The 21,394-nt window shown below is 41.3% G+C and carries 24 protein-coding genes; 8 read left to right on the top strand and 16 right to left on the bottom strand.

Features of this window, described 5'->3' with window-relative positions; genetic code table 11:
• Positions 1 to 82: 82 nt before the first annotated feature.
• Genes HUK62_RS04390 through ppx form a run of 5 tightly spaced genes read right to left on the bottom strand, consistent with a single transcriptional unit; the run spans position 83 to position 5,198 of the window.
• Positions 83 to 652, bottom strand: a complete 570-nt coding sequence (locus HUK62_RS04390; protein ID WP_004979206.1) for a YggT family protein — start codon at positions 650 to 652, stop codon at positions 83 to 85.
• Positions 653 to 677: 25 nt separating this feature from the next.
• A complete protein-coding gene (gene proC / locus HUK62_RS04385; RefSeq protein WP_176538445.1) occupies positions 678 to 1,514 on the bottom strand; it encodes a pyrroline-5-carboxylate reductase in 837 nt (278 codons plus the stop codon).
• Positions 1,515 to 1,536: 22 nt separating this feature from the next.
• Positions 1,537 to 2,883 carry a tRNA lysidine(34) synthetase TilS gene (gene tilS / locus HUK62_RS04380; protein ID WP_176537186.1) on the bottom strand — a complete coding sequence of 449 codons (1,347 nt, stop codon included), beginning with the start codon at positions 2,881 to 2,883 and terminating at the stop codon, positions 1,537 to 1,539.
• The gene (locus HUK62_RS04375; protein WP_078388708.1) at positions 2,820 to 3,644 is read right to left on the bottom strand and encodes an acetyl-CoA carboxylase carboxyltransferase subunit alpha; all 825 of its coding nucleotides are present in this window, start codon (positions 3,642 to 3,644) and stop codon (positions 2,820 to 2,822) included. Before HUK62_RS04375 ends, tilS begins: the two co-directional genes overlap by 64 nt.
• A 30-nt stretch (positions 3,645 to 3,674) precedes the next feature.
• A complete protein-coding gene (ppx, locus tag HUK62_RS04370) occupies positions 3,675 to 5,198 on the bottom strand; it encodes an exopolyphosphatase (RefSeq protein ID WP_176537185.1) in 1,524 nt (507 codons plus the stop codon).
• A gap of 263 nt (positions 5,199 to 5,461) precedes the next feature.
• Between ppx and trxA the strand changes: the two genes are divergently transcribed.
• From trxA to HUK62_RS04355, 3 genes are all read left to right on the top strand, one after another.
• Positions 5,462 to 5,788 carry a thioredoxin gene (trxA, locus tag HUK62_RS04365; protein ID WP_004692264.1) on the top strand — a complete coding sequence of 109 codons (327 nt, stop codon included), beginning with the start codon at positions 5,462 to 5,464 and terminating at the stop codon, positions 5,786 to 5,788.
• 330 nt (positions 5,789 to 6,118) lie between these two features.
• Positions 6,119 to 7,387 carry a transcription termination factor Rho gene (rho, locus tag HUK62_RS04360; protein ID WP_004692266.1) on the top strand — a complete coding sequence of 423 codons (1,269 nt, stop codon included), beginning with the start codon at positions 6,119 to 6,121 and terminating at the stop codon, positions 7,385 to 7,387.
• Between the two features lie 410 nt (positions 7,388 to 7,797).
• On the top strand, positions 7,798 to 8,058 hold the full coding sequence (locus HUK62_RS04355; RefSeq protein ID WP_176537184.1) for a hypothetical protein: 261 nt from the start codon (positions 7,798 to 7,800) through the stop codon (positions 8,056 to 8,058).
• 141 nt (positions 8,059 to 8,199) lie between these two features.
• Here HUK62_RS04355 and HUK62_RS04350 read toward each other — a convergent pair whose 3' ends face one another.
• The 3 genes from HUK62_RS04350 to pheS form a co-directional block, all read right to left on the bottom strand.
• Positions 8,200 to 8,496, bottom strand: a complete 297-nt coding sequence (locus HUK62_RS04350) for an integration host factor subunit alpha (protein WP_004649746.1) — start codon at positions 8,494 to 8,496, stop codon at positions 8,200 to 8,202.
• On the bottom strand, positions 8,493 to 10,874 hold the full coding sequence (gene pheT / locus HUK62_RS04345; RefSeq protein ID WP_176537183.1) for a phenylalanine--tRNA ligase subunit beta: 2,382 nt from the start codon (positions 10,872 to 10,874) through the stop codon (positions 8,493 to 8,495). The genes HUK62_RS04350 and pheT overlap by 4 nt, the downstream gene beginning before the upstream one ends.
• A gap of 137 nt (positions 10,875 to 11,011) precedes the next feature.
• On the bottom strand, positions 11,012 to 11,992 hold the full coding sequence (pheS, locus tag HUK62_RS04340) for a phenylalanine--tRNA ligase subunit alpha (RefSeq protein WP_004979194.1): 981 nt from the start codon (positions 11,990 to 11,992) through the stop codon (positions 11,012 to 11,014).
• A gap of 157 nt (positions 11,993 to 12,149) precedes the next feature.
• Between pheS and HUK62_RS04335 the strand changes: the two genes are divergently transcribed.
• A complete protein-coding gene (locus tag HUK62_RS04335) occupies positions 12,150 to 13,166 on the top strand; it encodes a hypothetical protein (protein WP_176537182.1) in 1,017 nt (338 codons plus the stop codon).
• A gap of 61 nt (positions 13,167 to 13,227) precedes the next feature.
• On the opposite strand, the gene HUK62_RS04330 is transcribed toward HUK62_RS04335, so the two are convergent.
• Positions 13,228 to 13,440 (bottom strand): hypothetical protein, encoded by a 213-nt coding sequence (locus HUK62_RS04330; RefSeq protein WP_176537181.1) that lies wholly within the window; start codon positions 13,438 to 13,440, stop codon positions 13,228 to 13,230.
• 128 nt (positions 13,441 to 13,568) lie between these two features.
• On the bottom strand, positions 13,569 to 14,120 hold the full coding sequence (locus HUK62_RS04325; protein ID WP_176537180.1) for an adenylate kinase: 552 nt from the start codon (positions 14,118 to 14,120) through the stop codon (positions 13,569 to 13,571).
• Between the two features lie 191 nt (positions 14,121 to 14,311).
• On the opposite strand from HUK62_RS04325, the gene HUK62_RS04320 reads away from it, so the two are divergent.
• Entirely contained in the window at positions 14,312 to 15,520 is a 1,209-nt protein-coding gene (locus HUK62_RS04320; RefSeq protein ID WP_176537179.1) for a hypothetical protein, read from the top strand.
• 29 nt (positions 15,521 to 15,549) lie between these two features.
• Here HUK62_RS04320 and rplT read toward each other — a convergent pair whose 3' ends face one another.
• A complete protein-coding gene (gene rplT, locus HUK62_RS04315) occupies positions 15,550 to 15,909 on the bottom strand; it encodes a 50S ribosomal protein L20 (protein ID WP_004692276.1) in 360 nt (119 codons plus the stop codon).
• 11 nt (positions 15,910 to 15,920) lie between these two features.
• Positions 15,921 to 16,115 carry a 50S ribosomal protein L35 gene (rpmI, locus tag HUK62_RS04310; RefSeq protein ID WP_004278281.1) on the bottom strand — a complete coding sequence of 65 codons (195 nt, stop codon included), beginning with the start codon at positions 16,113 to 16,115 and terminating at the stop codon, positions 15,921 to 15,923.
• Between the two features lie 221 nt (positions 16,116 to 16,336).
• Between rpmI and HUK62_RS04305 the strand changes: the two genes are divergently transcribed.
• Together HUK62_RS04305 and HUK62_RS04300 are read left to right on the top strand one after the other, a co-directional pair.
• Complete coding sequence (locus HUK62_RS04305) at positions 16,337 to 17,590, top strand: MFS transporter (RefSeq protein WP_176537178.1); 1,254 nt, start codon at positions 16,337 to 16,339, stop codon at positions 17,588 to 17,590.
• 104 nt (positions 17,591 to 17,694) lie between these two features.
• A complete protein-coding gene (locus tag HUK62_RS04300) occupies positions 17,695 to 18,426 on the top strand; it encodes a TonB-dependent receptor (protein WP_176537177.1) in 732 nt (243 codons plus the stop codon).
• Positions 18,427 to 18,530: 104 nt separating this feature from the next.
• On the opposite strand, the gene HUK62_RS04295 is transcribed toward HUK62_RS04300, so the two are convergent.
• From HUK62_RS04295 to HUK62_RS04285, 3 genes are all read right to left on the bottom strand, one after another.
• On the bottom strand, positions 18,531 to 18,959 hold the full coding sequence (locus tag HUK62_RS04295; RefSeq protein ID WP_004692284.1) for a YqaA family protein: 429 nt from the start codon (positions 18,957 to 18,959) through the stop codon (positions 18,531 to 18,533).
• Between the two features lies 1 nt (position 18,960).
• Complete coding sequence (locus HUK62_RS04290; RefSeq protein WP_004692286.1) at positions 18,961 to 19,254, bottom strand: hypothetical protein; 294 nt, start codon at positions 19,252 to 19,254, stop codon at positions 18,961 to 18,963.
• Between the two features lie 115 nt (positions 19,255 to 19,369).
• Positions 19,370 to 19,990, bottom strand: coding sequence for a glutathione binding-like protein (locus tag HUK62_RS04285; RefSeq protein WP_176537176.1), 621 nt, complete (start codon positions 19,988 to 19,990; stop codon positions 19,370 to 19,372).
• 375 nt (positions 19,991 to 20,365) lie between these two features.
• Here HUK62_RS04285 and HUK62_RS18960 point away from each other — a divergent pair, with 375 nt between their 5' ends.
• Positions 20,366 to 20,749: a hypothetical protein gene (locus tag HUK62_RS18960; protein WP_228723730.1), complete on the top strand. Its 384-nt coding sequence runs from the start codon at positions 20,366 to 20,368 to the stop codon at positions 20,747 to 20,749.
• A gap of 91 nt (positions 20,750 to 20,840) precedes the next feature.
• On the opposite strand, the gene infC is transcribed toward HUK62_RS18960, so the two are convergent.
• The gene (infC, locus tag HUK62_RS04275; RefSeq protein ID WP_078425166.1) at positions 20,841 to 21,392 is read right to left on the bottom strand and encodes a translation initiation factor IF-3; all 552 of its coding nucleotides are present in this window, start codon (positions 21,390 to 21,392) and stop codon (positions 20,841 to 20,843) included.
• Positions 21,393 to 21,394 lie beyond the last annotated feature (2 nt).

Raw genomic sequence — 21,394 nt, 5'->3', positions numbered from 1 at the left:
GAAGAAATATCAACGTCTTCACCTAAAAATTTCAACAACAAAAAAGGACTCACAATCGAGTCCTTTTTTATTCGCTAAAAGCTTATAAACCAGTGAGCAGAACAATCGCCACTTCATTCATAATCATTTCAGCTATATACAGCGCCAAGAACGCCACGATTGGAGAAAGATCAATCATCCCCATATTGGGCAACAAACGGCGAAACGGTGCCAATAATGGTTCAGCAAGCTCTTGAATCACTTCGATATAAGGTGAGCGTGACTGCGTAAACATCACCACCCAACTTAAAATAATCGTTGCAAAAATCAGGTAACGACAGAAACGAATCAAGTCCTGAATCATGGTCACAAAAGTTAAAATGACCAAATGCACAGGACTATTCGGCATCGCTCCAGAGAGATACATGACGCCAAAAATTTTCAGTAAGTACAATAAAACCAAAAGCACTAAAGCCGCTAAGTTAACGCGGCCTTTCGCTACATTTGGAAAAATACGACCAAACATATCCACAATTTTTGTGGCTTTTACGGTCGACATCACCACTGGGTTATAAAAGTTAACCGCTGCCAACTGCATGAGAAAGCGGAAGAACACCAGTAAAATTGCAACGTTAATAATGATGCCAAAAATTAGCGCAGAGTTTGCACCCATACTTGAACTTTCCTAAATAAAACGATTATTTGCTACTTTCACTCAGCTCTTGAGCAAGTTCCTGACTTCGCTTTTGAGCAGCAGCCAATGCAGCTTGGATATTTTGTGAAATTTGTGCACGATCAAACACTTCAAGTGCCGCTTGGGTTGTACCATTCGGTGAAGTGACATTTTTACGCAATTCAGCTGGTGTATTTGAGCTCGTGATTGCCATTTGTGCCGCACCCAATGCAGTTTGCAACGTCAACGCCGTTGCTACTTTTTCATCTAGACCGAGGTTTTTACCTGCACGGATCATGCTTTCCATCATATAGAAAAAATACGCAGGACCTGAACCAGACACCGCAGTCACAGCATCAATTTGCGCTTCATCGCCTACCCATAAAGTCAAACCTGTCGCAGCAAGTACTTGGCTCGCCAAATCACGGTCTTCTTTATCTACAGCCTCAGTGGCATATAAACCATGCGCACCTGTTTGTACTAAAGCAGGCGTATTTGGCATCACACGAACAATACGATTACTGCCAGCTAATGCAGCAATCGTTGCAATTTCAGCACCCGCAACAATCGAAATAATCAACTTACCGTCAAATAAACCGTTTAATGGTTTTAAAACATCGGCTAAAACTTGAGGTTTAACCGCTAAGACCACGACATCGGCTTCACGAATCGCAGATGCATTGTCCTCACTCACCACCAAGTCTTTTTCAGCCAATAAATGACGAACTTGTTCAACAGGATCAGAAACCGTAATGCGAGTTGAAGGTAAACCACGTGAAATCAAGCCACCAATGAGGGCTTGAGCCATGTTACCACCGCCGATAAAACAAATATTACGATTCAACACTGCGCTCATGATTATTTCTCTATCCTGAATTTTTTAACTAAGCGATTAAATTTGGTTGCCATCCACCCGATTCACAATAAGCCGACTCGACCAACCAAAATCCTTTAGGCGTAAAAACACCAAGCATAACATTATCTATGCTTAATATTTGTATTGTATGACGTTGCCACGGAAAAATTTGTGCGCTCTGAATGGCTTTTTTCAACGGCCATGCCCCTACACGTCCATACAAATGCAATTTTTCCCCACCTAAGCGCGGTTTTATCTGTAAAGGCTGCTCTAATAATTCAGAAGACAGTCCATATTTTTGTGTTTCAATCCGATATTGCCCTGAAGCAAATCCATAAGCTTGATCTAAACTAAAACGCTGCTCAATTGACTCAATCGTCTGACATTCTTCCGCCAAATACTCGGCTTTACTGACACGAAAGAGCTGTTGTTGATAGCGCACATAATAATATTGGTTCCAATGCAATGCGGCTTGGGCATCCACTTTGGATTCAATCACTTCATCAAACAAGCGTTGCACCATATCAAAAGCAGGACGATATAAATCCTCACCTTTCATCCAAGCAGACAGCAACTGTCGCTGTCTCGGTGCAGATAACTGACGAAATGGGGTTAAATTTAAAACCGTAGCATTGCCGCAACTAGCCCAATCTTGTGCCAACACATCAGCCAAAATCATTTCGGCATCTTGCATCAAATAACTGGTGCGTGCCAAAGCTTGCTGCATTTTCGGAAAGCGTTTTTCTAAGATTGGCCACAATTCAGCTCGGCACCATGCACGATCATAACTGGTATCAAAATTGGTTTGGTCTTGAATATTTCTCAGTTGCATCTCATCAGCCCACAGCTCAATTTGCTGTCTGGACAAAGCCAATAGCGGGCGCCAAATTGTAAATTGCTCTCGTATATCGATGCCCTGCATGGCGGCAAGTCCATGAATCCCCGCACCAGAGAGTAATCGGAGTAAAACGGTTTCGGCTTGATCTTGTTGATGATGGGCGAGAACTAAAATTTCATTGGCAAGAAGATGCTTCTGAAAGGCCGCATAACGTGCACTACGCGCTTGGCTTTCTACATTGCCTGTATCAACATCCACCGCTTGAATCACACATGGGACATCAAGGACATAACATTGTTCTTGAACAAAGCTACCCCACTGCGGACTAACATCCTGCAATTGATGATCAATATAGATGGCGCGAATGCGCTTGGGAAATAAATGAGACATCAAATGGAGTAGCAGCATGGAATCCATGCCACCACTACATCCGATTAAAAAATGAGGCTGTTCAGGCGTATCCTGAAACTCAGTTAAGACACTAGCCCTAAATTGTCGCTGCCAAACTTCATTAAACGTTGGTAACGTGCTTCGCATCGTTCATTCGCATCCATTGGTTGCAACTCAGCCAATGCATCTTTTAAAACGGTTTTTAAAGCATGCATGACTTGTTCTGGGTTGAGATGAGCGCCTTCACCTTCATCGACCACATATTCAACAATACCAATTTTCTGTAATTTTTCAGCAGTCAATGCCAAAGCTTCGCTGGCTTGCTCTGCTTTTTCAGCTGTTTTCCATAAAATAGACGCACAGCCTTCAGGTGAAATGACTGAATAAATACTATGGGATAACATCACCACACGGTCAGCCACACCAATACCCAGTGCACCACCTGAACCGCCTTCACCAAGTACGGTTGCAATGACAGGCACTTTCAGGCTTGAAAGTTGTGCCAAAGATGTTGCAATTGCTTCAGCCTGACCACGTTCTTCTGCACCCACACCTGGATATGCACCCATGGTGTCAATAAAGGTAAAGACGGGTAGATTAAAACGTTCAGCCATATCGAGTAAACGTTGTGATTTACGGTAACCTTCTGGGTTACTCATACCAAAGTTATGTTGTAACTTTTCACGCGTACTACGACCACGGTGTTGACCCACAATCATGACTGGCTGACCATCAAAGCGAGCTAATCCACCGATCATTGCACCATCATCACCAAATAAGCGATCACCATGCAAAGCATCAAATTCGGTAAAAATTTCACTCACATAATCTAAAAATTGCGGACGCTCAGGATGACGTGCAATTTGAACCGTCGTCCATGCTTTGGATTGCGCAGCTTTATTCTTCATAGCTCAACCATAAATCCCTAATTGACCAATTTATTCATCGACAAATTGTTCTGATTGGATATCCAGCTCAACATCCCAATGCTTAAATTGCGCTTGCTCATCATGCAAGTCCGCAACCAGCAAAGGCCATTGCGCGGCATTACCAGAAACACTCAGCCGCCATTGTTGCGCATTGCCTACTGTTAATTCAATGGCAGGAAGCATCTGATCGCTACGACTATGATTGAGTAAAACAGCGAGGCGAAGTAACAAACATAAATACACTAATTTGTTGCCGCCAACCTTCATCACATCGACACGCGCGTCACTGCGTAGCTTACGACGGTGATGGGCCACCAAATGTGATAGATGGTTTTGATCAATTTGTGAGAAGCCCGCAATGTCAGAATGTTGCAATAAATATGCGCCATGACGATGGTAGCCCGCATGACTAATCGCTAAACCAATTTCATGCAGATAAGCTGCACGACGCAGTAAATCACTGTCTTCTGTGGTTAATTTCAGTGAATCCGCCACACCATCAAACAAATGCTGAGCCATGTTCACGACCCGTTCAGCTTGTTTAGGATCAGCGTTATAACGGCCCATCAAAGCTTGTACAGAACGATCTCGGATATCTTCATGTTGAAAACGTCCCAGTAAGTCGTACATCACCCCTTCGCGCAGGGCACCATCTGAATACACCAATTTATCCAGTTCAAGTACATCAAAAATGGCATACAAAATAGCGATTCCGGCTGGCAAAACTGCTCGACGGTCTTCTTTTAGACCATCAAATTCCATCTCAGCGACATGTTTATATTTGAGCAATTTTTCTTTAAGCTTATCTAAACCGTCACGGGTGAGTTCTTCTTTTTCATTACTCCAACCCATATTCACGGTAATTTGACGACACGCTTTGATGGTTCCACTCGAACCGACCACCGTATCCCAACCCGCTTCTTTATAGGTATTGGCAATACCAGACAGCTCCTTACGTGCTGCAACCACGGCTTTATCAAAACTTTTTTGATTAATTTCACCGTCGACAAAGAAGGCTTTAGTAAATGCTACACAGCCCATTTGTAAAGATTCGGTATGAATGGGCTCAAATTCTTCACCAATAATCAGCTCTGTCGACCCCCCACCAATATCAATCACAAGACGGCGTCCACTGTTTACCATGGTATGAGATACACCTAAATAAATCAGACGAGCCTCTTCACGACCTGCAATAATTTCGATGTGCTTCGGCAAAATTTCTGCCGCTTTTTGAATAAATTCATGTCCATTTTTGGCTTGGCGTAGCGCATTGGTCGCCACAATTCTTAAACGATTCGGCTGAACCGAACCTAAGCGTCCGACAAAGCGAGATAAACAGGCCAAACCACGCTGCTGTGCGGCTTCCGTTAAATTTTTATTTTCATCTAAACCCGCTGCTAACTGTACTTTTTCTGACATTGACGCAACTTTTTTCACTTCGCCATGGTCCACTCGCGCAATCGCTAAGTGGAAGCTGTTCGACCCCATATCGATGGCAGCAAGTAACTCTTCATCAATCAAAAAATCAGACATGATTTAATATAAACCTATACAGAATTGTGCTTAGATTAATTCACCTCCATGCAATTTAAAAGCCATTTGTGGTCAGAAATTGACGAGCTTTTAAAATTTCGGCATATATGACAATTGTGTTACACGATCAGTAACATCGTGAGCTTCAATTAGACAAATTCAAACTAAAGGTTGAAAATTTAGTAATCCATCTACTCAGTGATAGCAGGCTATGACATACTATTAGCCATAAAACTATCCAAAAATTGAAACTGGAGCTATCCATGTCTGGCAATATCGTAAATACAACTGATACAAACTTCGACGCTGATGTACTTCAATCAGACGTTCCTGTGCTTGTTGACTTCTGGGCAGGCTGGTGTGCGCCATGTAAAGCAATTGCACCTGTATTAGAAGTATTGGCGAACGAATACGAAGGTAAAGTAAAGATTGTTAAAGTTGACGTGACTTCTTGTGAAGCAACTGCTGTGAACTATAACATCCGTAACATCCCTGCATTACTTATGTTCAAAAATGGTGAAGTTGTTGCTCAACAAGTGGGCGCTGCACCAAAATCGAAATTGACTGCTTTCATTGAAGAAAACATTTAAGCATCCGTTTAGATTGAAAATGAAATACGCTGTCTAAACAACAGCGTATTTTTTTCGGCTATAAATTGACAAGTCTGTCTTTCTCTCTTATATTGCATGATCAAGAGATAAAGGATTATTCAATCCTGTCATTTTCTTAAAAGACACAACACATAAGATCGCCGCTCGGCAATACAAATTGTTTTGACACGTTTCTCTTCAAACAATGAATCAGTCCTCTGAATTGTTATAGTTCAAATACAATTGCGTTACTTCATTGCATGTCTGCGGCTAAATGTTGCTTCCTTTTCATCCTGTAATTTAGAATTTTTGATTCTTATCTGACCTCCTATGAATTTAACCGAACTCAAGAAAAAACCGATTGGCGAACTCATCAAAATTGCTGAATTTATGGGCCTCGAAGGAATGGCTCGTAACCGTAAACAAGACATTATTTTTGCCATCTTAAAGCGCCATGCGATGAATGGCGAAGAGATCTTTGGGGATGGCGTTTTGGAAATTCTGTCAGATGGCTTCGGCTTCTTACGCTCTGCAGCGGGTTCTTACCTTGCAGGCCCAGATGACATTTATGTTAGCCCATCTCAAATTCGTCGTTTCAATCTACGTACTGGTGACACCATTACGGGAACCATTCGTCCACCCAAAGAAGGCGAACGTTATTTTGCACTGTTAAAAGTGAACCAAATTAACTACGACACGCCAGAAAACTCACGTAACAAAATCTTGTTTGAAAACTTAACACCACTTTTCCCAACTGAGCAATTGGTGATGGAACTTGGTAACGGGACGACAGAAGATTTAACTGCACGTGTGGTTGACTTGGTTGCACCTATCGGTAAAGGCCAACGTTCAATTATCGTAGCACCGCCAAAAGCGGGTAAAACCATGTTGTTACAAAACATCGCTCAGTCGATCGTGCGTAACAACCCAGAGTGTTTCCTGATCGTTCTTCTCATTGACGAACGTCCTGAAGAAGTGACGGAAATGGAACGTACTGTTCGTGGTGAAGTCATTGCGTCAACGTTTGATGAATCTCCTGCTCGTCACGTTCAAGTGGCTGAAATGGTGATTGAAAAAGCAAAACGTTTGGTTGAGCACAAGAAAGATGTTGTGATTCTACTCGACTCCATTACCCGTTTAGCACGTGCTTACAACACCGTTGTGCCTTCATCTGGTAAGGTTTTAACTGGTGGTGTGGATGCACATGCGCTGGAACGCCCTAAGCGTTTCTTCGGTGCAGCACGTAATATTGAAGAAGGTGGCTCACTAACCATCATTTCTACAGCTCTGATTGAAACAGGCAGTAAAATGGATGAAGTGATCTACGAAGAATTTAAAGGTACAGGTAACCAAGAAATTACACTAGATCGCCGTATTGCGGAAAAACGTGTCTTCCCTGCGATGAATATCAAAAAGTCTGGCACCCGTCGCGAAGAGCGCTTAATGTCTGAAGACAATCTACGTAAGGTCTGGATTTTACGTAAGTTACTTCATACCCAAGATGAACTTGCAGCAATGGAATTCTTACTTGATCGCATGAAAGAAACCAAAACCAACGATGATTTCTTTGATCAAATGAAGCGTAAAGCGACCAGCTAATCCGACCTGCTTTACCTAAAAAGGCTGTCTTAACGACAGCCTTTTTATTTGGTTGACTTAGCTTACACAAAGCAACATTTCATCCGATTCTCTGTAAACTTATTTGCAAGTTTTTGATAAACAAAAATTTGAAATAAAAAACCTTCATCTTTTTAAATGTTTATTTGGCACTTCTCCAATACAAACCTCATCATTGATTGTTATTTTCTGTTAAAAAAGCACTGTTTTTAGACTTTTTTATCACTTTTTTCATCCCAGCTAGTAGCAATTCAAAATGCGCAGTGATAGCATATTTGCAGACCAGTTAGGCTGCTCCTGCATTGTTAGTCCCTAGCAAAATTAGGAACAATAAAAGCACACAACAGACTAACGTCGGTTTTTTTTAATCTCATATTTTAGAGAGTGATGCCATGTTATTCAAAAAAATCGCTATTGCTGCTGCAGTTGCTACTACTTTAGCTTTCGTTGGCTGTGCTAAGAAAGAAGAAGCTCCTGCTGCTGCTGCTGCTACTGATGCAACTGCTGCTGCTTCTGAAGCTGCTGACGCTGCTGTTGATGCAACTGTTGCTGCTGTTGATGCAACTGTTGCTGCTGACGTTGCTGCTTCTGAAGCTACTGCTGCTGCTTCTGAAGTTGCTACTGCTGCTGCTTCTGAAGCTAAAGCTCACTAATCTCTTAGAGATTAGTCAGAAAAAGAGAGCCCTTGGCTCTCTTTTTTTATGCTCAAAATTTATCAAAAAACGACGTTCCATTATTTGGCAAGAATTAAATCAGCCAAACAATCAGAAAAATTCTAAGCAAAAAAAAGCAGATCAATCGATCTGCTCATTTCCCACACGCTGGCGGAATTTCTGCCCTGCGCGGAAGGTCACTACACGGCGTGCAGAAATCGGAATTTCTTCACCCGTTTTCGGGTTACGACCTGGACGTTGACGTTTATCACGCAACTCAAAGTTACCGAAACCAGAAAGTTTAACTTGCTCACCAGAGATTAGCGCTTGGCTAATCTCGTCAAAGAACAACTCGACCATTTGCTTAGCTTCACGACGGTTTAAACTCGTGAGCTCACTTAGATGGTCAGCCATTTCCGCTTTTGTTAATGCTGTCATGAAGCCCTCAATGTCGCCTGATAAGTGTTTTCCAACACTTGTAAAATATGATCCATACCGGATTTAATTTCAGCATCTTCAAGCGTACGTGATGGGTGTTGCCAAAGAAGTGCAAATGCCAATGAGCGCTTACCATCTTCAACGCCTTGCCCAGTGTACACATCGAATAACCAAGTCGAGTCTAAAAGCTCACCACCTGTTTTTTCGATAAGTTGCTGAATTTCACTTACATTTATCTTATCACTAATTAAAAGCGCAATATCACGTCTAACCGACGGAAAACGTGATAATTCTGTAAAATTAGATACATAAGTTTGCAAAACAGCCGATTGATCAAGTTCAGCCACCCAAGTTGTGCTCAAATCCAATGCATCTTCTAAAGATGGATGTAATCGACCAAAGTAACCAATAGATTGGCCATCGACTAAAATCTCAGCAGACTGTCCTGGATGCAACCAGCTACGCTCAGAACGAACATAGTCTACTTGCACACGACCTGCCGCCAATACTTCTTCAATTTCACCTTTGAAATCAAAGAAATCCATAGCTTGAGGTTTAGCATGCCAAGTTTCTGAAGTTTTTGCACCTGTTGCAATCACTGCCAGGGTAGGAATTTGTTTCAAATCATGAATAAATTCAGCATCTTGATAGTCAAAACGCAAGCCTAATTCAAAGAAACGTACACGGCTTTGTTGGCGGTTCACGTTGTATTGCACACACGGAATCAAACTAGAGAGCAGTGTTGAACGCATCACGGCTAAATCGCTTGAAATTGGGTTAGCCAAAGCCAAAGGATTCACAGCCGCATTGAGTTGCTTCTCAAGCTTTAAGTCTGCAAAGCTAAAGCTAATCGCTTCTTGATAACCCAAAGTCACGAGAGTTTGACGCAGCTGAGCCATTTCAAATTGGTCTTGATATTGAGCCAATTTCGCTTCAATTTTTGGCAAACTGATTTGAATATTGTCATAACCATGAATACGCACAACTTCTTCAATCAGGTCTTGGTAGATTGCCATGTCATAACGGTGTGAAGGTGGTACTACAGACCACTGACCTTCTGCTTTAACCGTCACAGCACAACCTAAACGGGTTAAGGCATCCGCAATAAATGCAGCATCTACGCGATAACCGAGCAATTGATCCACTTGCGCTTGTTCCAGCTCAATCGCTTCACGCTTCGGTAAAACTGCCGTTTGTTCTACAGTCGTAATCGGACCGAACTCACCACCCGCCAATTCTGCAATCAATTGTGATGCACGGTGCATCGCGAGCATTGGGAGTTCAAAATCTACACCACGCTCATAACGCTGCGACGCATCGGTATGTAAGCCAAAGCTACGGGCACGACCTGCAATGGCTAATGGGGCAAAGAATGCAGACTCTAAGAAAATGTCTTGGGTTTCATCGGTAACAGATGAAGACAAGCCACCCATGATGCCTGCAATCGCTAATGCTTTTTCATCATCCGCAATCACCATGACTTTTTCATTGAGCTCAACTTCTTGTTCATTCAGTAAAACCAATTTCTCCGCCATATTCGCTTGACGAACTTGGACTGAACCTTGAATTTTTGCTGCATCAAAAGCATGGAGTGGTTGCCCTAACTCCATCAGTACATAGTTGGTAATATCAACCAAAATACTGTGCTGGCGAATCCCTGAGCGAACCAAAGCACGTTCCATCCACTCTGGGGTTGCTGCTTTAGTATTCACGTTTTTAATCACACGACCTAAATAGCGTGGGCAGCCTTCAGTGCTCACCACGACTTTTTTCTCATCAGCAATGGTCGCAGCAACAGCATTAATTTCAGGTGCAGTCACGGTCAGTTGGTTAATCACCCCAATTTCACGGGCAATACCACGAATACTAAAACAGTCACCACGGTTTGGCGTGATGCTGATATCAATGACATGATCATCAAGCTGTAAGTATTCACGAATATCCACACCGACAGGTGCATCAACGGCTAACTCTAAAAGACCATCAATTTTATCTTCTAGATCAATTTCAGACGCACCACATAGCATACCTTGTGATTCAATGCCACGAAGTTTGCCTTTCTTGATTTTGAAGTCACCTGGAAGCACAGCACCAATGGTCGCCACAGGGGCTTTCATACCGACACGTACGTTTGGCGCACCACAAACAATTTGTAAAGGTTCACCTGAACCAATATTCACCGTGGTCACACGTAAACGGTCTGCATCGGGATGTTGCTCTACAGTCAACACTTCACCAACAACCACGCCAGTAAACGGTTTTGCCGCAGGTGATAAATCATCGACCTCTAAACCCAGCATGGTCAGTTGGTCAGATAATGTATTGCTATCAACGGCTGGGTTAACCCATGTACGCAACCAATTTTCGCTAATTTTCATAAATTCAATGTCCTTAATCTCCCCTAACCCCTCTTTTAAAGAGAGGAAAACACACCACCGTTTTAGGTAGACCAGTCCCCCTTTATAAAGGGGGATTTAGGGGGATTTCAATAATTCTAAAATAACTGTTTAAACTATTAAGCAAATTGGCGTAAGAAACGTACATCGTTCTGGTAGAACATACGTAAGTCATTGATGCCATAACGAAGCATCGCAAAACGTTCCACACCTAGACCGAAAGCAAAGCCTTTGTATTTTTCAGGATCAATCCCTGCTGCCTGCAAGACATTTGGATGTACCATGCCACAACCAAGCACTTCTAACCATTTACCACGCTCATCCATAATATCCACTTCAGCACTTGGCTCTGTGAATGGGAAATAAGATGGACGGAAACGCACTTTTAAGTCTTTTTCAAAGAATTCGTTTAACAGATTGACCAATAAACCTTTCAGTTCTGCAAAGCTAGTATTTTCAGCCACATACAAACCTTCAATTTGATGGAACATTGGCGAATGCGTTTGGTCAGAGTCACAGCGGTATACACGACCTGGGCACACAATACGAATCGGGGGTTGCTGGGTTTCCATAGTACGAATCTGCACACCCGAAGTATGGGTACGTAGCAAATGTGTCGCATCGAAATAGAAAGTATCGTGCATTGCACGCGCAGGGTGATGCCCTGGAATATTTAAAGCTTCAAAATTGTGGTAGTCATCTTCAACTTCTGGCCCAGTTTCAATCACAAAGCCCGCTTTGGTAAAGAACTGACAAATACGCTCTTGTACTTGAGTAACGGGGTGAATACTACCAATCGTTTGACCACGACCCGGTAAAGTAATATCCACCGTTTCACTTGCAAGTTTTTGCGCCAACGCCGCTTGTTGTAATTGTGTTTGGCGTTCAGTTAAAGCACCGGTAATCGCTTCGCGGACTGCATGAATTTGCGCACCAAAATTTTTACGCTCTTCAGGGTCCATTTTACCTAAAGCTTTGGATTGCTCAGCGAGCTGGCTTTTCTTACCCGTAAACTGCACTCGTACTTGATCGAGTGTAGCAAGGTCCTCTGCTGCTGCAATCGCAGCAAGCGCTTCAGTGGTCAGGGCTTCCAGTGACATAGTAACTCTCAAAGCAACAATTTATAAAATTAATAAAACCCCATATTCTATCAGTTTTTAAGCACGTTGATGAAGCTCTACGATCAGGAAAATTTGTTTAGTACATGGTTTTATAATCAGGTTAAGATAGGGCCATCACAGAAGAGAACAACAAACGATGTCGCTTGATCCTATTTGGCAACAACAACTTACTTTAGTGACTTATGGCAATGAATATTTACGCCACAACCTAAGTTTCCAACGTTGGTTAGAACATGCCATTTTTGACCGACATTGCTTTCAGTTTCGTGATCTGAATAGCCAACATTTACTGGCTCAGCATTTTCAAGTGTGGCTTGAAGCCTTAAAAAAACAAGGGGTCAAACAGCTCAGTCTGCATAGCTCAACATTGCTAGCAGATGAAAAGAACCCTAACCCAAATGTTGAACTCCTCGCTACACCACATATTATTGTGAGCCATCAAGCACAGCAAAAAACTGCTTGGATTTTTGGTAAAGAACTAGCTGAATGGTACAGCGCTGAACACGATTTTATAACTCCAAAAACACAACAAAGCTCAATCCGTAGCGAAAATTTATGGCGTTTTGAACTAAATCACAAGCTCAGCAAACGTATTGAAGCGGACTTACAAACGCCGAAATGGGATGAAATCGAAAACTTTACCGAACAAGAACTGTTTAGTGCCCCATTTACACAAGGTTTAGTAGAACCTGAGACGGTAAACTTACCTTACTATGGACAACAAGATGCCTCAGATGAAGCCCATCATCTCGCTCTTTTACCAACAGATTACGCTGCTGATTATGCACACCAAACGCTGTATCGTTTAGATACACTATCAGCATTTATCCAAACTAAAATTCAACATCCTTACAATGCAGAAGGCCAAGTGCTCACGCCAGATGAGCAATTGAACCTACGTCATTTTGAACAAAAGATTGATGATTTAAGTACCAAGTTCATTGTGAAAGTGGCCAATCACTATCAAACCGCGCAGCTCACACCCAAAGATACGACCACACCACTGGATGCACGTAATCATCCAACACCTAAATTAAGTGCGATAGAGACCAAGCCTCATGAAACACACCACAAATCGGGGAAAACCGGGGTATTTGCTTTAATCATAATTACGATTTTGATCTGTGTAGTTGGCTATTATTTTGGCTTATAAGCTATTAGAGATATATCAAAGCGCTCCTCTCAAAGAGCGCTTTTTTATGGTCTCAATTTCTTCAGGCGGTAATTAGAAGATTGAAGGGCCGGATTTTGATTTGCACCTTATGCTGATTGGCATGTTGATTAATATAATGATTAACCAAAACCACCTCGCCTTCAAGCTCCGCATCAGGGCCATACATAATTTTGACTGACTCACCTTTTCTGGGAATCATTTGTAATTCCACCGTGATACTTCCCTGTCCCATCCCAGTAATTTCTGCAAGCATATCCTGCTCCTTTTCTTTTTAATCTTTTTATTTATTAGGCATCGGCCACCTTTGAGATTAAAGCAGATTTATGTAACTAAAGCTTAAAGGTTCATCTTAATCGCTGAGTAGGTACTGATATTTTTTATTTAAACGCTATGCCTTTCAACAGCCAACTGATTTAAAAAATGACTCACCTGCTTCGGTGTCTTTAAATGAATCCACTGTATATGTTGATATTCAGGCATCTGCATCATTTTTAAGTATTTCTGTCGGTTTTTAGCATGTGTTTTGATCATCCACCAAATAATCGAGTCACGACCAAACATCCGCAGCAAGCTTTCCCGATTATTCGAGTTTTCCCATAAATCCTGTTGCGCCCATGCCCGCTGAACCGCACGCCTCACAGAACGGTAAAGGTTGACTGGAAACGGTAAGTCCAACCAAATGACAGTATCAATTTCCGCCCATTTCACAGGAATGGCACGGGTATAGTTACCATCGATCACATAGCCCTGTGTCGCCTTTTGTACTTCTGACTCAATCTTGGCAAAGAACACCTCATCAGGACATTCTTGCCAGTCGTCTAACCAAAACAAATTATCCAACTCGATATAATGCAAATCTAACTTTTCGGCCAAAGCTCTGGAAAATGTAGATTTGCCTGTAGCAGAGGTTCCTACAACATTGATTCTTTTCATAACCATCTACCCAAGACTCGAAAAGAGTTAAAAACTATATCTAGAAGTTTCAATACTTAAAACATTATTAGCATTAAAATTACAATTAAAGTAATAGCCTAAAAACGTAAACACCGATATTCTCTGCACCGACAAAACAATAATTTTTAGTATTTATTCAATTAGTAAAATATAATTATCGGAATTAAAAAGTGTATCTAAATAGAGCTTATCGCCAAATTGCTTTTGTAAGCTATGGAAATGAATATTTAAATGGTGCCGTTGATACAGAGATCCTAGATAGGCATCCATTATTATTCAACCATTTTCCAATATTACGTGATACTAAATACGGTACGCTTTTATGCGGTTCTGCTTCACATCTCTTAAGTAGGCTACAAGAATCCGGAGCCATAAAACTGAGTTTACATGTTGCTCAAGACTTGCATATGGAACTCAATGACTCTTCAATTTTTTATTTTTCAACCGATGAAGAAAGTTTTTGTATTGTTGTGCATTATCCTCATAATGAATATAAAGTTTTAATCCTTAGCGATGAAAAACCAACATGGCAAAGTTTTGATGAATATGGAAACAAAGATTTTTATGATTATTCTAATTATTACCAAAATGTAGAGGCATACACGTTACACCACCCATCCCCTCAAGCAATTTCTACTATAGAACAAGACTTAAAGCCAATCAATTGGGATACTTTTTTTAAAGATACAGAAGCACGTCTTTATTTTAATGATATGGCAAAACAATATGGCAGTTATCCAATTCCATTAGATATCAATAATTGCTATGTCGGCGATTTATTCAATGATTCTATAAAAGAGCAGTATCCGATATTTCCATTCACTATTCGAAAAAATTACGCTTCGAATTTGATAGAAAATACAGCTTTATTAGAACATCAATACTCCACTGCATCACATTCAAAAAATGAATATTCCGATTATATTCAAATGAATAATAACGAAAGAGATACTTTTTCAGCAGCCTATAATCAACTGACCCTACTCCGCCCACTAATTTTTAAACACTGCGCAAATCAATATCAGTTTTCAGACATTAAAAATTGTAATTACTTGTCCAATATTCCCGAAACAACAAAAGATTCTTCTTTTTCTATTGAAAAAAACACCGTCCAACTTCCTACATCTAATGATGTAGTAGAAAATACCACGCACCTAAAAGACATAGAACATCAAGTAGAAACAAAGTGCGTAGCTGTAAGCTCTTTTAATTTATTCAAAATCATGAAATTTTTATGGCACATCATTTGGTGTTACTGTGCATTGTGGACTTTGGCATTCTATTCCGTATCGTGGGGAAATACTTTTATACTAACGATTGCATTTTTATATGCACTTTATAAAAGCATCATTCATTCAAACAATAAAAAAGACCGCTAAAAAGCGGTCTTTCTTTAAGCCTTAAAGACTTATGCAGCTAATGCATCTTTAGCTTTAGAAGCTAAAGCAGCAAATGCAACTGCATCATGCATAGCGATGTCAGCAAGTACGCGACGGTCGATAATCACTTGAGCTTTTTTCAAGCCAGCGATCATACGGCTGTACGATAAACCATTTAGACGAGCACCAGCATTAATACGCGCAATCCATAAAGCACGGAATTGACGTTTTTTCTGACGACGGTCACGGTAAGCGTATTGACCCGCTTTGATTACTGCTTGGAACGCTACGCGATATACGCGTGAACGAGCGCCGTAGTAACCTTTAGCACGAGCAAGAATTTTTTTATGACGGCGATGAGCCTGTACACCACGTTTTACACGAGCCATTTATAATCTCCTTAGATGTATGGGCACATACGACGAACTGAAGCAACGTCACTCACGTGAACCATTACACAGCCGCGTAATTGACGAATACGCTTAGCAGATTTTTTGGTCAAAATGTGGCGTTTGAACGCTTGTTTACGCTTGAAACCGTTAGCAGTAGCTTTAAAACGCTTAGCTGCACCACGGCGAGTTTTCATCTTAGGCATAACAACCTCTTTTGAACACCTGTTCGGAACGTTTGCACCATTGCAAAACGACCTGCAGGTAAGGGAGCGAATATTCTAATCGAACTTTGTATAAAACAAAAGCAAATAATCAATAATAAAAGCAAGCTTAGTCTATTTCCCGATAAGCTTTAAGCGATGAATTTATAACCGAGGTTTAGTCCAAGTCGTATAATGCTTCATCCATTCCATACTGTACCCTTATGAACGCTACACAGGATGCTTTTGCCGCACTCCGATACCGAGACTTTTCTCTTGTTACACTCAATCAATTTTGCCTGACGCTTGCCATTTTAATTCAGGAAATTATTGTGGCGTATTCTTTGTATAAAATCACCAAAGACCCACTCACTCTAGGCTTGATTGGTCTGGCAGAAGCAATCCCCTATATTGCGCTCTCCTTATGGGGCGGCTATTTCGCAGATCGCTTTAATAAGCAAACCATCATGAAAATCTGCTTATTCTTTGCCATTCCACTGCCCTTGGTTTTATGGGGTTTATTTCATGCTTATGGCTTAAAGCAAATTGAACTCTCCACCCTGTCATGGGGTGTTTATGCCGTGATCTTTGGCCTAGGAACAATTCGGGGGTTCTATAACCCATCTGCAACATCACTCAAACCTTTTTTAATTCCTCGGGAAATTTATGCCAATGGTGCTACATGGACCACCATCGGTTGGCAAAGCGGTGTGATTATTGGCCCGATGCTCGGCGGATTTATGCTGGCATTTTTCGGCCGTGAAACCAGTTTCATCAGTGTAGCGGTAGTGCTCAGCCTATGTTTCTTACTCGTCAATCTTTTAAGCAAACGCACTTTTCCTAAAATTGAAACGGAACGTGTACTACAAAGTTTAGGTGAAGGCTTTCGCTTTATTGCTAAAACTAAAATTGTCCTCTGGGCCATATCACTCGACTTAGTCTCGGTACTGTTCGGCGGTGTGATCGCTTTACTCCCGATCTTTGCTGAAGATATTTTGAAAATTGGGCCTGAAGGATTGGGCTATTTACGGGCAGCACCTTCGATTGGTGCACTCATCACCATGATTGCGCTGACGCGTTTTCCGCCCACCCAACATGCATGGCGCAATATGCTGCTTGCTGTTGCAGGTTTTGGCCTATTCACCTTATTGTTCGCATACTCAGACTATCTCTGGCTGTCTTTATTTGCTCTTGCGATGACGGGTGCATGCGACAGTATTTCAGTGGTAATTCGTCAGACCATTTTACAAATTTACCCTCCTGAGAATATGCGAGGCCGTGTTGCAGCGGTAAATGGCATGTTTGTGTCGAGTAGTAATGAACTGGGGGCATTTGAGTCAGGTCTTGCAGCAAAATATTTAGGCCCTGTGATTGCAACAGTTTTTGGCGGTAGCATGACGCTCTTGGTGATCGCACTCAGTTGGGCTAAAACCAAAGACTTATTTGGTGTAGACATCACCCAATCCGAGCAAAAATAGTTTTAATTTAACAATATAACTTGCGAGTCTTTCTAATTCAGGAAATACTCGCAACAATTATTTAAGTCATGCGCACTGGATGCGTTATAAAAGAAATCGATCATATGAAACCACTCTTCTTGCTCGCATTATCTACACTGCCCTTTCATCTCAGTCATGCAGCTCAACCACCATTAGAACTCACCATTCAAAAAAGTTCAGCTCAATCGGCGCATTTGACCACGCGTATTCAATGGCTAGATTTTCCCAAACCCCAATATAAAAATAGCGATTTAAATCAACAAAACCGTGCAGCAATTATTCGTGTGTATGCGGATGAAACAGGTGATGTGACCAAAGCGACAGTCCAAGAAACGACTGGAATCAAAGCTTTAGATGAAAAGCTGGTAAATGCCGTGCTTCAAGCCAAAGTAAAACCGTTTATAGAAGACGACACCGCTTTAGCTGTCATTGGTTATCAAGTTTTTAATTTAAACTTAACTCCAGATGATGTCGAAGCATGTAACTATAGCTTTGACTCAAAGAACTGGCGTGCGCAACAACAGCAGCAAAAAGTGCCTTTTCAATATCAGGCTCAACCTACGCTTGCGCTAGATTCAACGCAGTTGAATGGTCATGACCGTCAAATTAAATTTAGCTTTAAAGCCGATAAACACGGCAACATCAAGAAGCCTAAAATTATCAAAGGTTCAGGTATTTACGCGCTTGATCAACAAGTTTTACAAGCCGTTGCAAACAGCAAAGTTAGTGTTAAACGCACGGCAAGTAGACTGTGGCTCTATAAAAAATCTAAATTTAAAGATGCGATTGAATTCGATCTAAATGCTTGTCGTTAAAAATTTAGCATGACACGAGTTTTCACTCACTCGTGTCATCTCTATATCAACTTTAAACCCATTCAGCACATATAAGCATGTGGCTAGTTAGTCTCTGAAAATAATTAGAACTGACTAAACATCCAATACACAAAAAGATAGCGTCCTATTTTTGCAATACTCACCATCACAACAAAACGAACAAAGTTTTCTTTGAGTAATCCTGCAATGAGGGTAATCGGATCACCAATAACGGGCACCCAACTGAGTAATAAAGACCAAAAACCATATTTTTGATAAATACCCTGCGCCTGCAACATCTTTTGCTCTGAGACGGGAAACCATTTTTTGTTTTTGTATTGCTCAACTTTCAAGCCGAGCCACCAATTCACACAGCTACCTAGAATATTGCCTAGACTGGCGACAGCTACCAATAACCACACTGGATACTGCGTCTGAGCCAACAATCCCACCAAGACAGCCTCTGATTGCAAGGGTAGCAGAGTCGCTGCCCCAAAAGCAGAAAGGAAAAGTAGTCCTAAGGCCCACATCATTTTATGATTTTAAACCCAGCTTTTTCTTGGTTGAGCTATAGGCAAAACTTGACCAGATCAATGCCAGAATCAACAAAGACCAACGTGACCATGAATACTTATCAGCAATCGGTTCAATTGCAGCTCGAAGTACCGCCTGATCTTTGGTATTCAGCAGTTCAATGATTTTTTGAATGTGTACCGCTTCAGCTACAAATAGCACCAAACATCCCGCAACCCCCACAATAATACTGAGATAGATTTTAGGATTCGCTTCAATAATGCGGGTTAAATTGAGAAAAAACTCTTTTTTCATTACACTAATGTCCAAACAACCTTTCAACAAAAAAGCCACCCATCGGTGGCTTTAAAGAATGGCTTATACCTTGAAGGCGCTAAGCTTAACACAGTTCAAGTCAGCGCTTCTGTAACTAATTCACTTGAAGCGCCAACGCACGCTGAACTGCAGGACGCGCTTGAATACGCTCCATATACGCCTTCACATTTGGGTAGTCATTTATATCAATTTGTTGCCATTCATAACGCAAAATCCATGGGAAAATTGCCATATCCGCTATCGAATACTCTCCAGCCACATAGTTTTGACCAAAAAGTTGCTTGTCTAGTACACCATACAAACGCTTGGTTTCATTGACATAGCGTTCAGTTGCATATCCAATACGTTCGGGAGCAAATTTACTGAAGTGATGGTTCTGTCCAAGCATTGGACCAAAACCACCCATTTGCCACATCAACCACTGCTCAACTTCAACACGAGACTGTTCGTCGCTTGGATAAAACTGTCCTGTTTTACGCCCTAAATACTGCAAAATCGCCCCTGACTCAAACACAGAAATGGCTTCACCTTTAGGACCATCTTGATCCACAATCGCAGGGATTTTATTGTTGGGTGAAATGCGTAAAAAGTCGGGTTGAAACTGATCATTTTCTAAAATATTGATGGGAAAAACTTGATACTCCAAACCCATCTCTTCTAATGCAATGCTAATTTTATGTCCGTTGGGTGTTCCCCAATAGTACAAATCGATCATTCTTATTTCCTGAGTTTATTCACTTATTTTGGATACACGATATCATAATTAAACATGACTATTTTTATGTAATTTTATATATTATTTAGCTCTTATTCGAATAAAAAAATGACTTAACAACATGAATAAAATCATTGATATTCCAAGCCCAATCGATCTTAAAGATCCGCTACATGCGACACAGTGGGCAAAGGAAGCAAACCTTAAACGACCGTACCGAATAGAGTTCTTCGAATACTATATTTCTCAAATTTTAAATCATCCAAAGCCAGATGTCCGTATTTTAGAATTAGGCTCAGGCCCTGGTTTCTTTGCATATGAGCTCTTAAGTAGACGAGCTATACTCATTATACAGCCGTCGATTTTTCAGCGGCTATGCATAACTTAGCCAAACAACGCTTAGCTGCTATTCCCCATACATCCGTAGATTTTATCATCGCTGATTTTAAACAGCAGGATTGGTATACAGTTCTGAATGGTCAACGCTTTGACTATGTCGTGATTCATCAAGCTTTACATGAACTTCGCCATAAAGCATATGCCTATGATTTTCACAAGAGTATTGCACAGCAAGTTATCCAACCCCATGGCTCTTACTTCATGACCGATCACTTGGCCCAGCCTGATGGAAATATGAAGAATCTCGAACTGTATATGACCAAAGATGAACACATGCAAAGCTTAAGTAACGCTAACTTTAGGGATATTCAGATTGGACTTGAGATAGACGGCTTATGCACTTTGCAAGCAACTTTATAAGATCACAATCAAATTGGTTAGTAGCCTTCTCTTCATATTGCAATAAAAAAAGCACTGCATAGGCAGTGCTTTTTTTAAGATCAATGGATCATTACTTTTTCTTTTTAGGACCAAGCAACATACCCATTTGACGACCTTCCATTTTCGGTGCTTGTTCAACTACGCCCAAGTCAGCCACATCTGCTTCAACTTTTTGAAGTTGAGCCAAACCAAGCTGTTGGTGCGCCATTTCACGACCACGGAAACGAAGAGTAATTTTTACTTTGTTGCCTTCTTCAAGGAACTTAGTGATTGCACGTAGTTTTACGTTGTAATCACCAACATCAGTACCCGGGCGGAGTTTGATTTCTTTCACCTGTACTTGATGCTGTTTTTTCTTCGCTTCTTTCTGCTTTTGCTTTAGATCAAACAAATGCTTGTTGAAGTCCATGATTTTACAAACAGGCGGTTCAGCGTTTGCTACGATCTCAACAAGATCAAGCTCAACACTTTCAGCAGCGCGTAATGCTTCTGCCAAGCTAACAATACCTTTTTGCTCACCATTTTCGTCTACAAGACGGACTTCTTTCGCACGAATTTCATCATTCAAAGCAGGACGGTTTGATTTGTTACCGCCCTGTTGATTACGGTCAGGCTGTTTAATCG

It is taken from the genome of Acinetobacter sp. NEB 394 (assembly GCF_013374795.1).
In the GTDB taxonomy this organism is placed as follows: Bacteria; Pseudomonadota; Gammaproteobacteria; order Pseudomonadales; family Moraxellaceae; genus Acinetobacter; species Acinetobacter johnsonii.
Note: the sequence above shows the minus strand (reverse complement) of the source record. Positions and strands in the feature narration are given on the sequence as shown.

Bases quoted from the DNA above. Each gene is read 5' to 3' on its own strand.
- HUK62_RS04390 (WP_004979206.1), bottom strand. From the start codon at position 652: ATGGGTGCAAACTCTGCGCTAATTTTTGGCATCATTATTAACGTTGCA.
- tilS (WP_176537186.1), bottom strand. From the start codon at position 2,883: ATGCGAAGCACGTTACCAACGTTTAATGAAGTTTGGCAGCGACAATTT.
- HUK62_RS04375 (WP_078388708.1), bottom strand. From the start codon at position 3,644: ATGAAGAATAAAGCTGCGCAATCCAAAGCATGGACGACGGTTCAAATT.
- ppx (WP_176537185.1), bottom strand. From the start codon at position 5,198: ATGTCTGATTTTTTGATTGATGAAGAGTTACTTGCTGCCATCGATATG.
- trxA (WP_004692264.1), top strand. From the start codon at position 5,462: ATGTCTGGCAATATCGTAAATACAACTGATACAAACTTCGACGCTGAT.
- rho (WP_004692266.1), top strand. From the start codon at position 6,119: ATGAATTTAACCGAACTCAAGAAAAAACCGATTGGCGAACTCATCAAA.
- HUK62_RS04355 (WP_176537184.1), top strand. From the start codon at position 7,798: ATGTTATTCAAAAAAATCGCTATTGCTGCTGCAGTTGCTACTACTTTA.
- HUK62_RS04350 (WP_004649746.1), bottom strand. From the start codon at position 8,496: ATGACAGCATTAACAAAAGCGGAAATGGCTGACCATCTAAGTGAGCTC.
- pheT (WP_176537183.1), bottom strand. From the start codon at position 10,874: ATGAAAATTAGCGAAAATTGGTTGCGTACATGGGTTAACCCAGCCGTT.
- pheS (WP_004979194.1), bottom strand. From the start codon at position 11,992: ATGTCACTGGAAGCCCTGACCACTGAAGCGCTTGCTGCGATTGCAGCA.
- HUK62_RS04335 (WP_176537182.1), top strand. From the start codon at position 12,150: ATGTCGCTTGATCCTATTTGGCAACAACAACTTACTTTAGTGACTTAT.
- HUK62_RS04330 (WP_176537181.1), bottom strand. From the start codon at position 13,440: ATGCTTGCAGAAATTACTGGGATGGGACAGGGAAGTATCACGGTGGAA.
- HUK62_RS04325 (WP_176537180.1), bottom strand. From the start codon at position 14,120: ATGAAAAGAATCAATGTTGTAGGAACCTCTGCTACAGGCAAATCTACA.
- rplT (WP_004692276.1), bottom strand. From the start codon at position 15,909: ATGGCTCGTGTAAAACGTGGTGTACAGGCTCATCGCCGTCATAAAAAA.
- rpmI (WP_004278281.1), bottom strand. From the start codon at position 16,115: ATGCCTAAGATGAAAACTCGCCGTGGTGCAGCTAAGCGTTTTAAAGCT.
- HUK62_RS04305 (WP_176537178.1), top strand. From the start codon at position 16,337: ATGAACGCTACACAGGATGCTTTTGCCGCACTCCGATACCGAGACTTT.
- HUK62_RS04300 (WP_176537177.1), top strand. From the start codon at position 17,695: ATGAAACCACTCTTCTTGCTCGCATTATCTACACTGCCCTTTCATCTC.
- HUK62_RS04295 (WP_004692284.1), bottom strand. From the start codon at position 18,959: ATGATGTGGGCCTTAGGACTACTTTTCCTTTCTGCTTTTGGGGCAGCG.
- HUK62_RS04290 (WP_004692286.1), bottom strand. From the start codon at position 19,254: ATGAAAAAAGAGTTTTTTCTCAATTTAACCCGCATTATTGAAGCGAAT.
- HUK62_RS04285 (WP_176537176.1), bottom strand. From the start codon at position 19,990: ATGATCGATTTGTACTATTGGGGAACACCCAACGGACATAAAATTAGC.
- HUK62_RS18960 (WP_228723730.1), top strand. From the start codon at position 20,366: ATGCATAACTTAGCCAAACAACGCTTAGCTGCTATTCCCCATACATCC.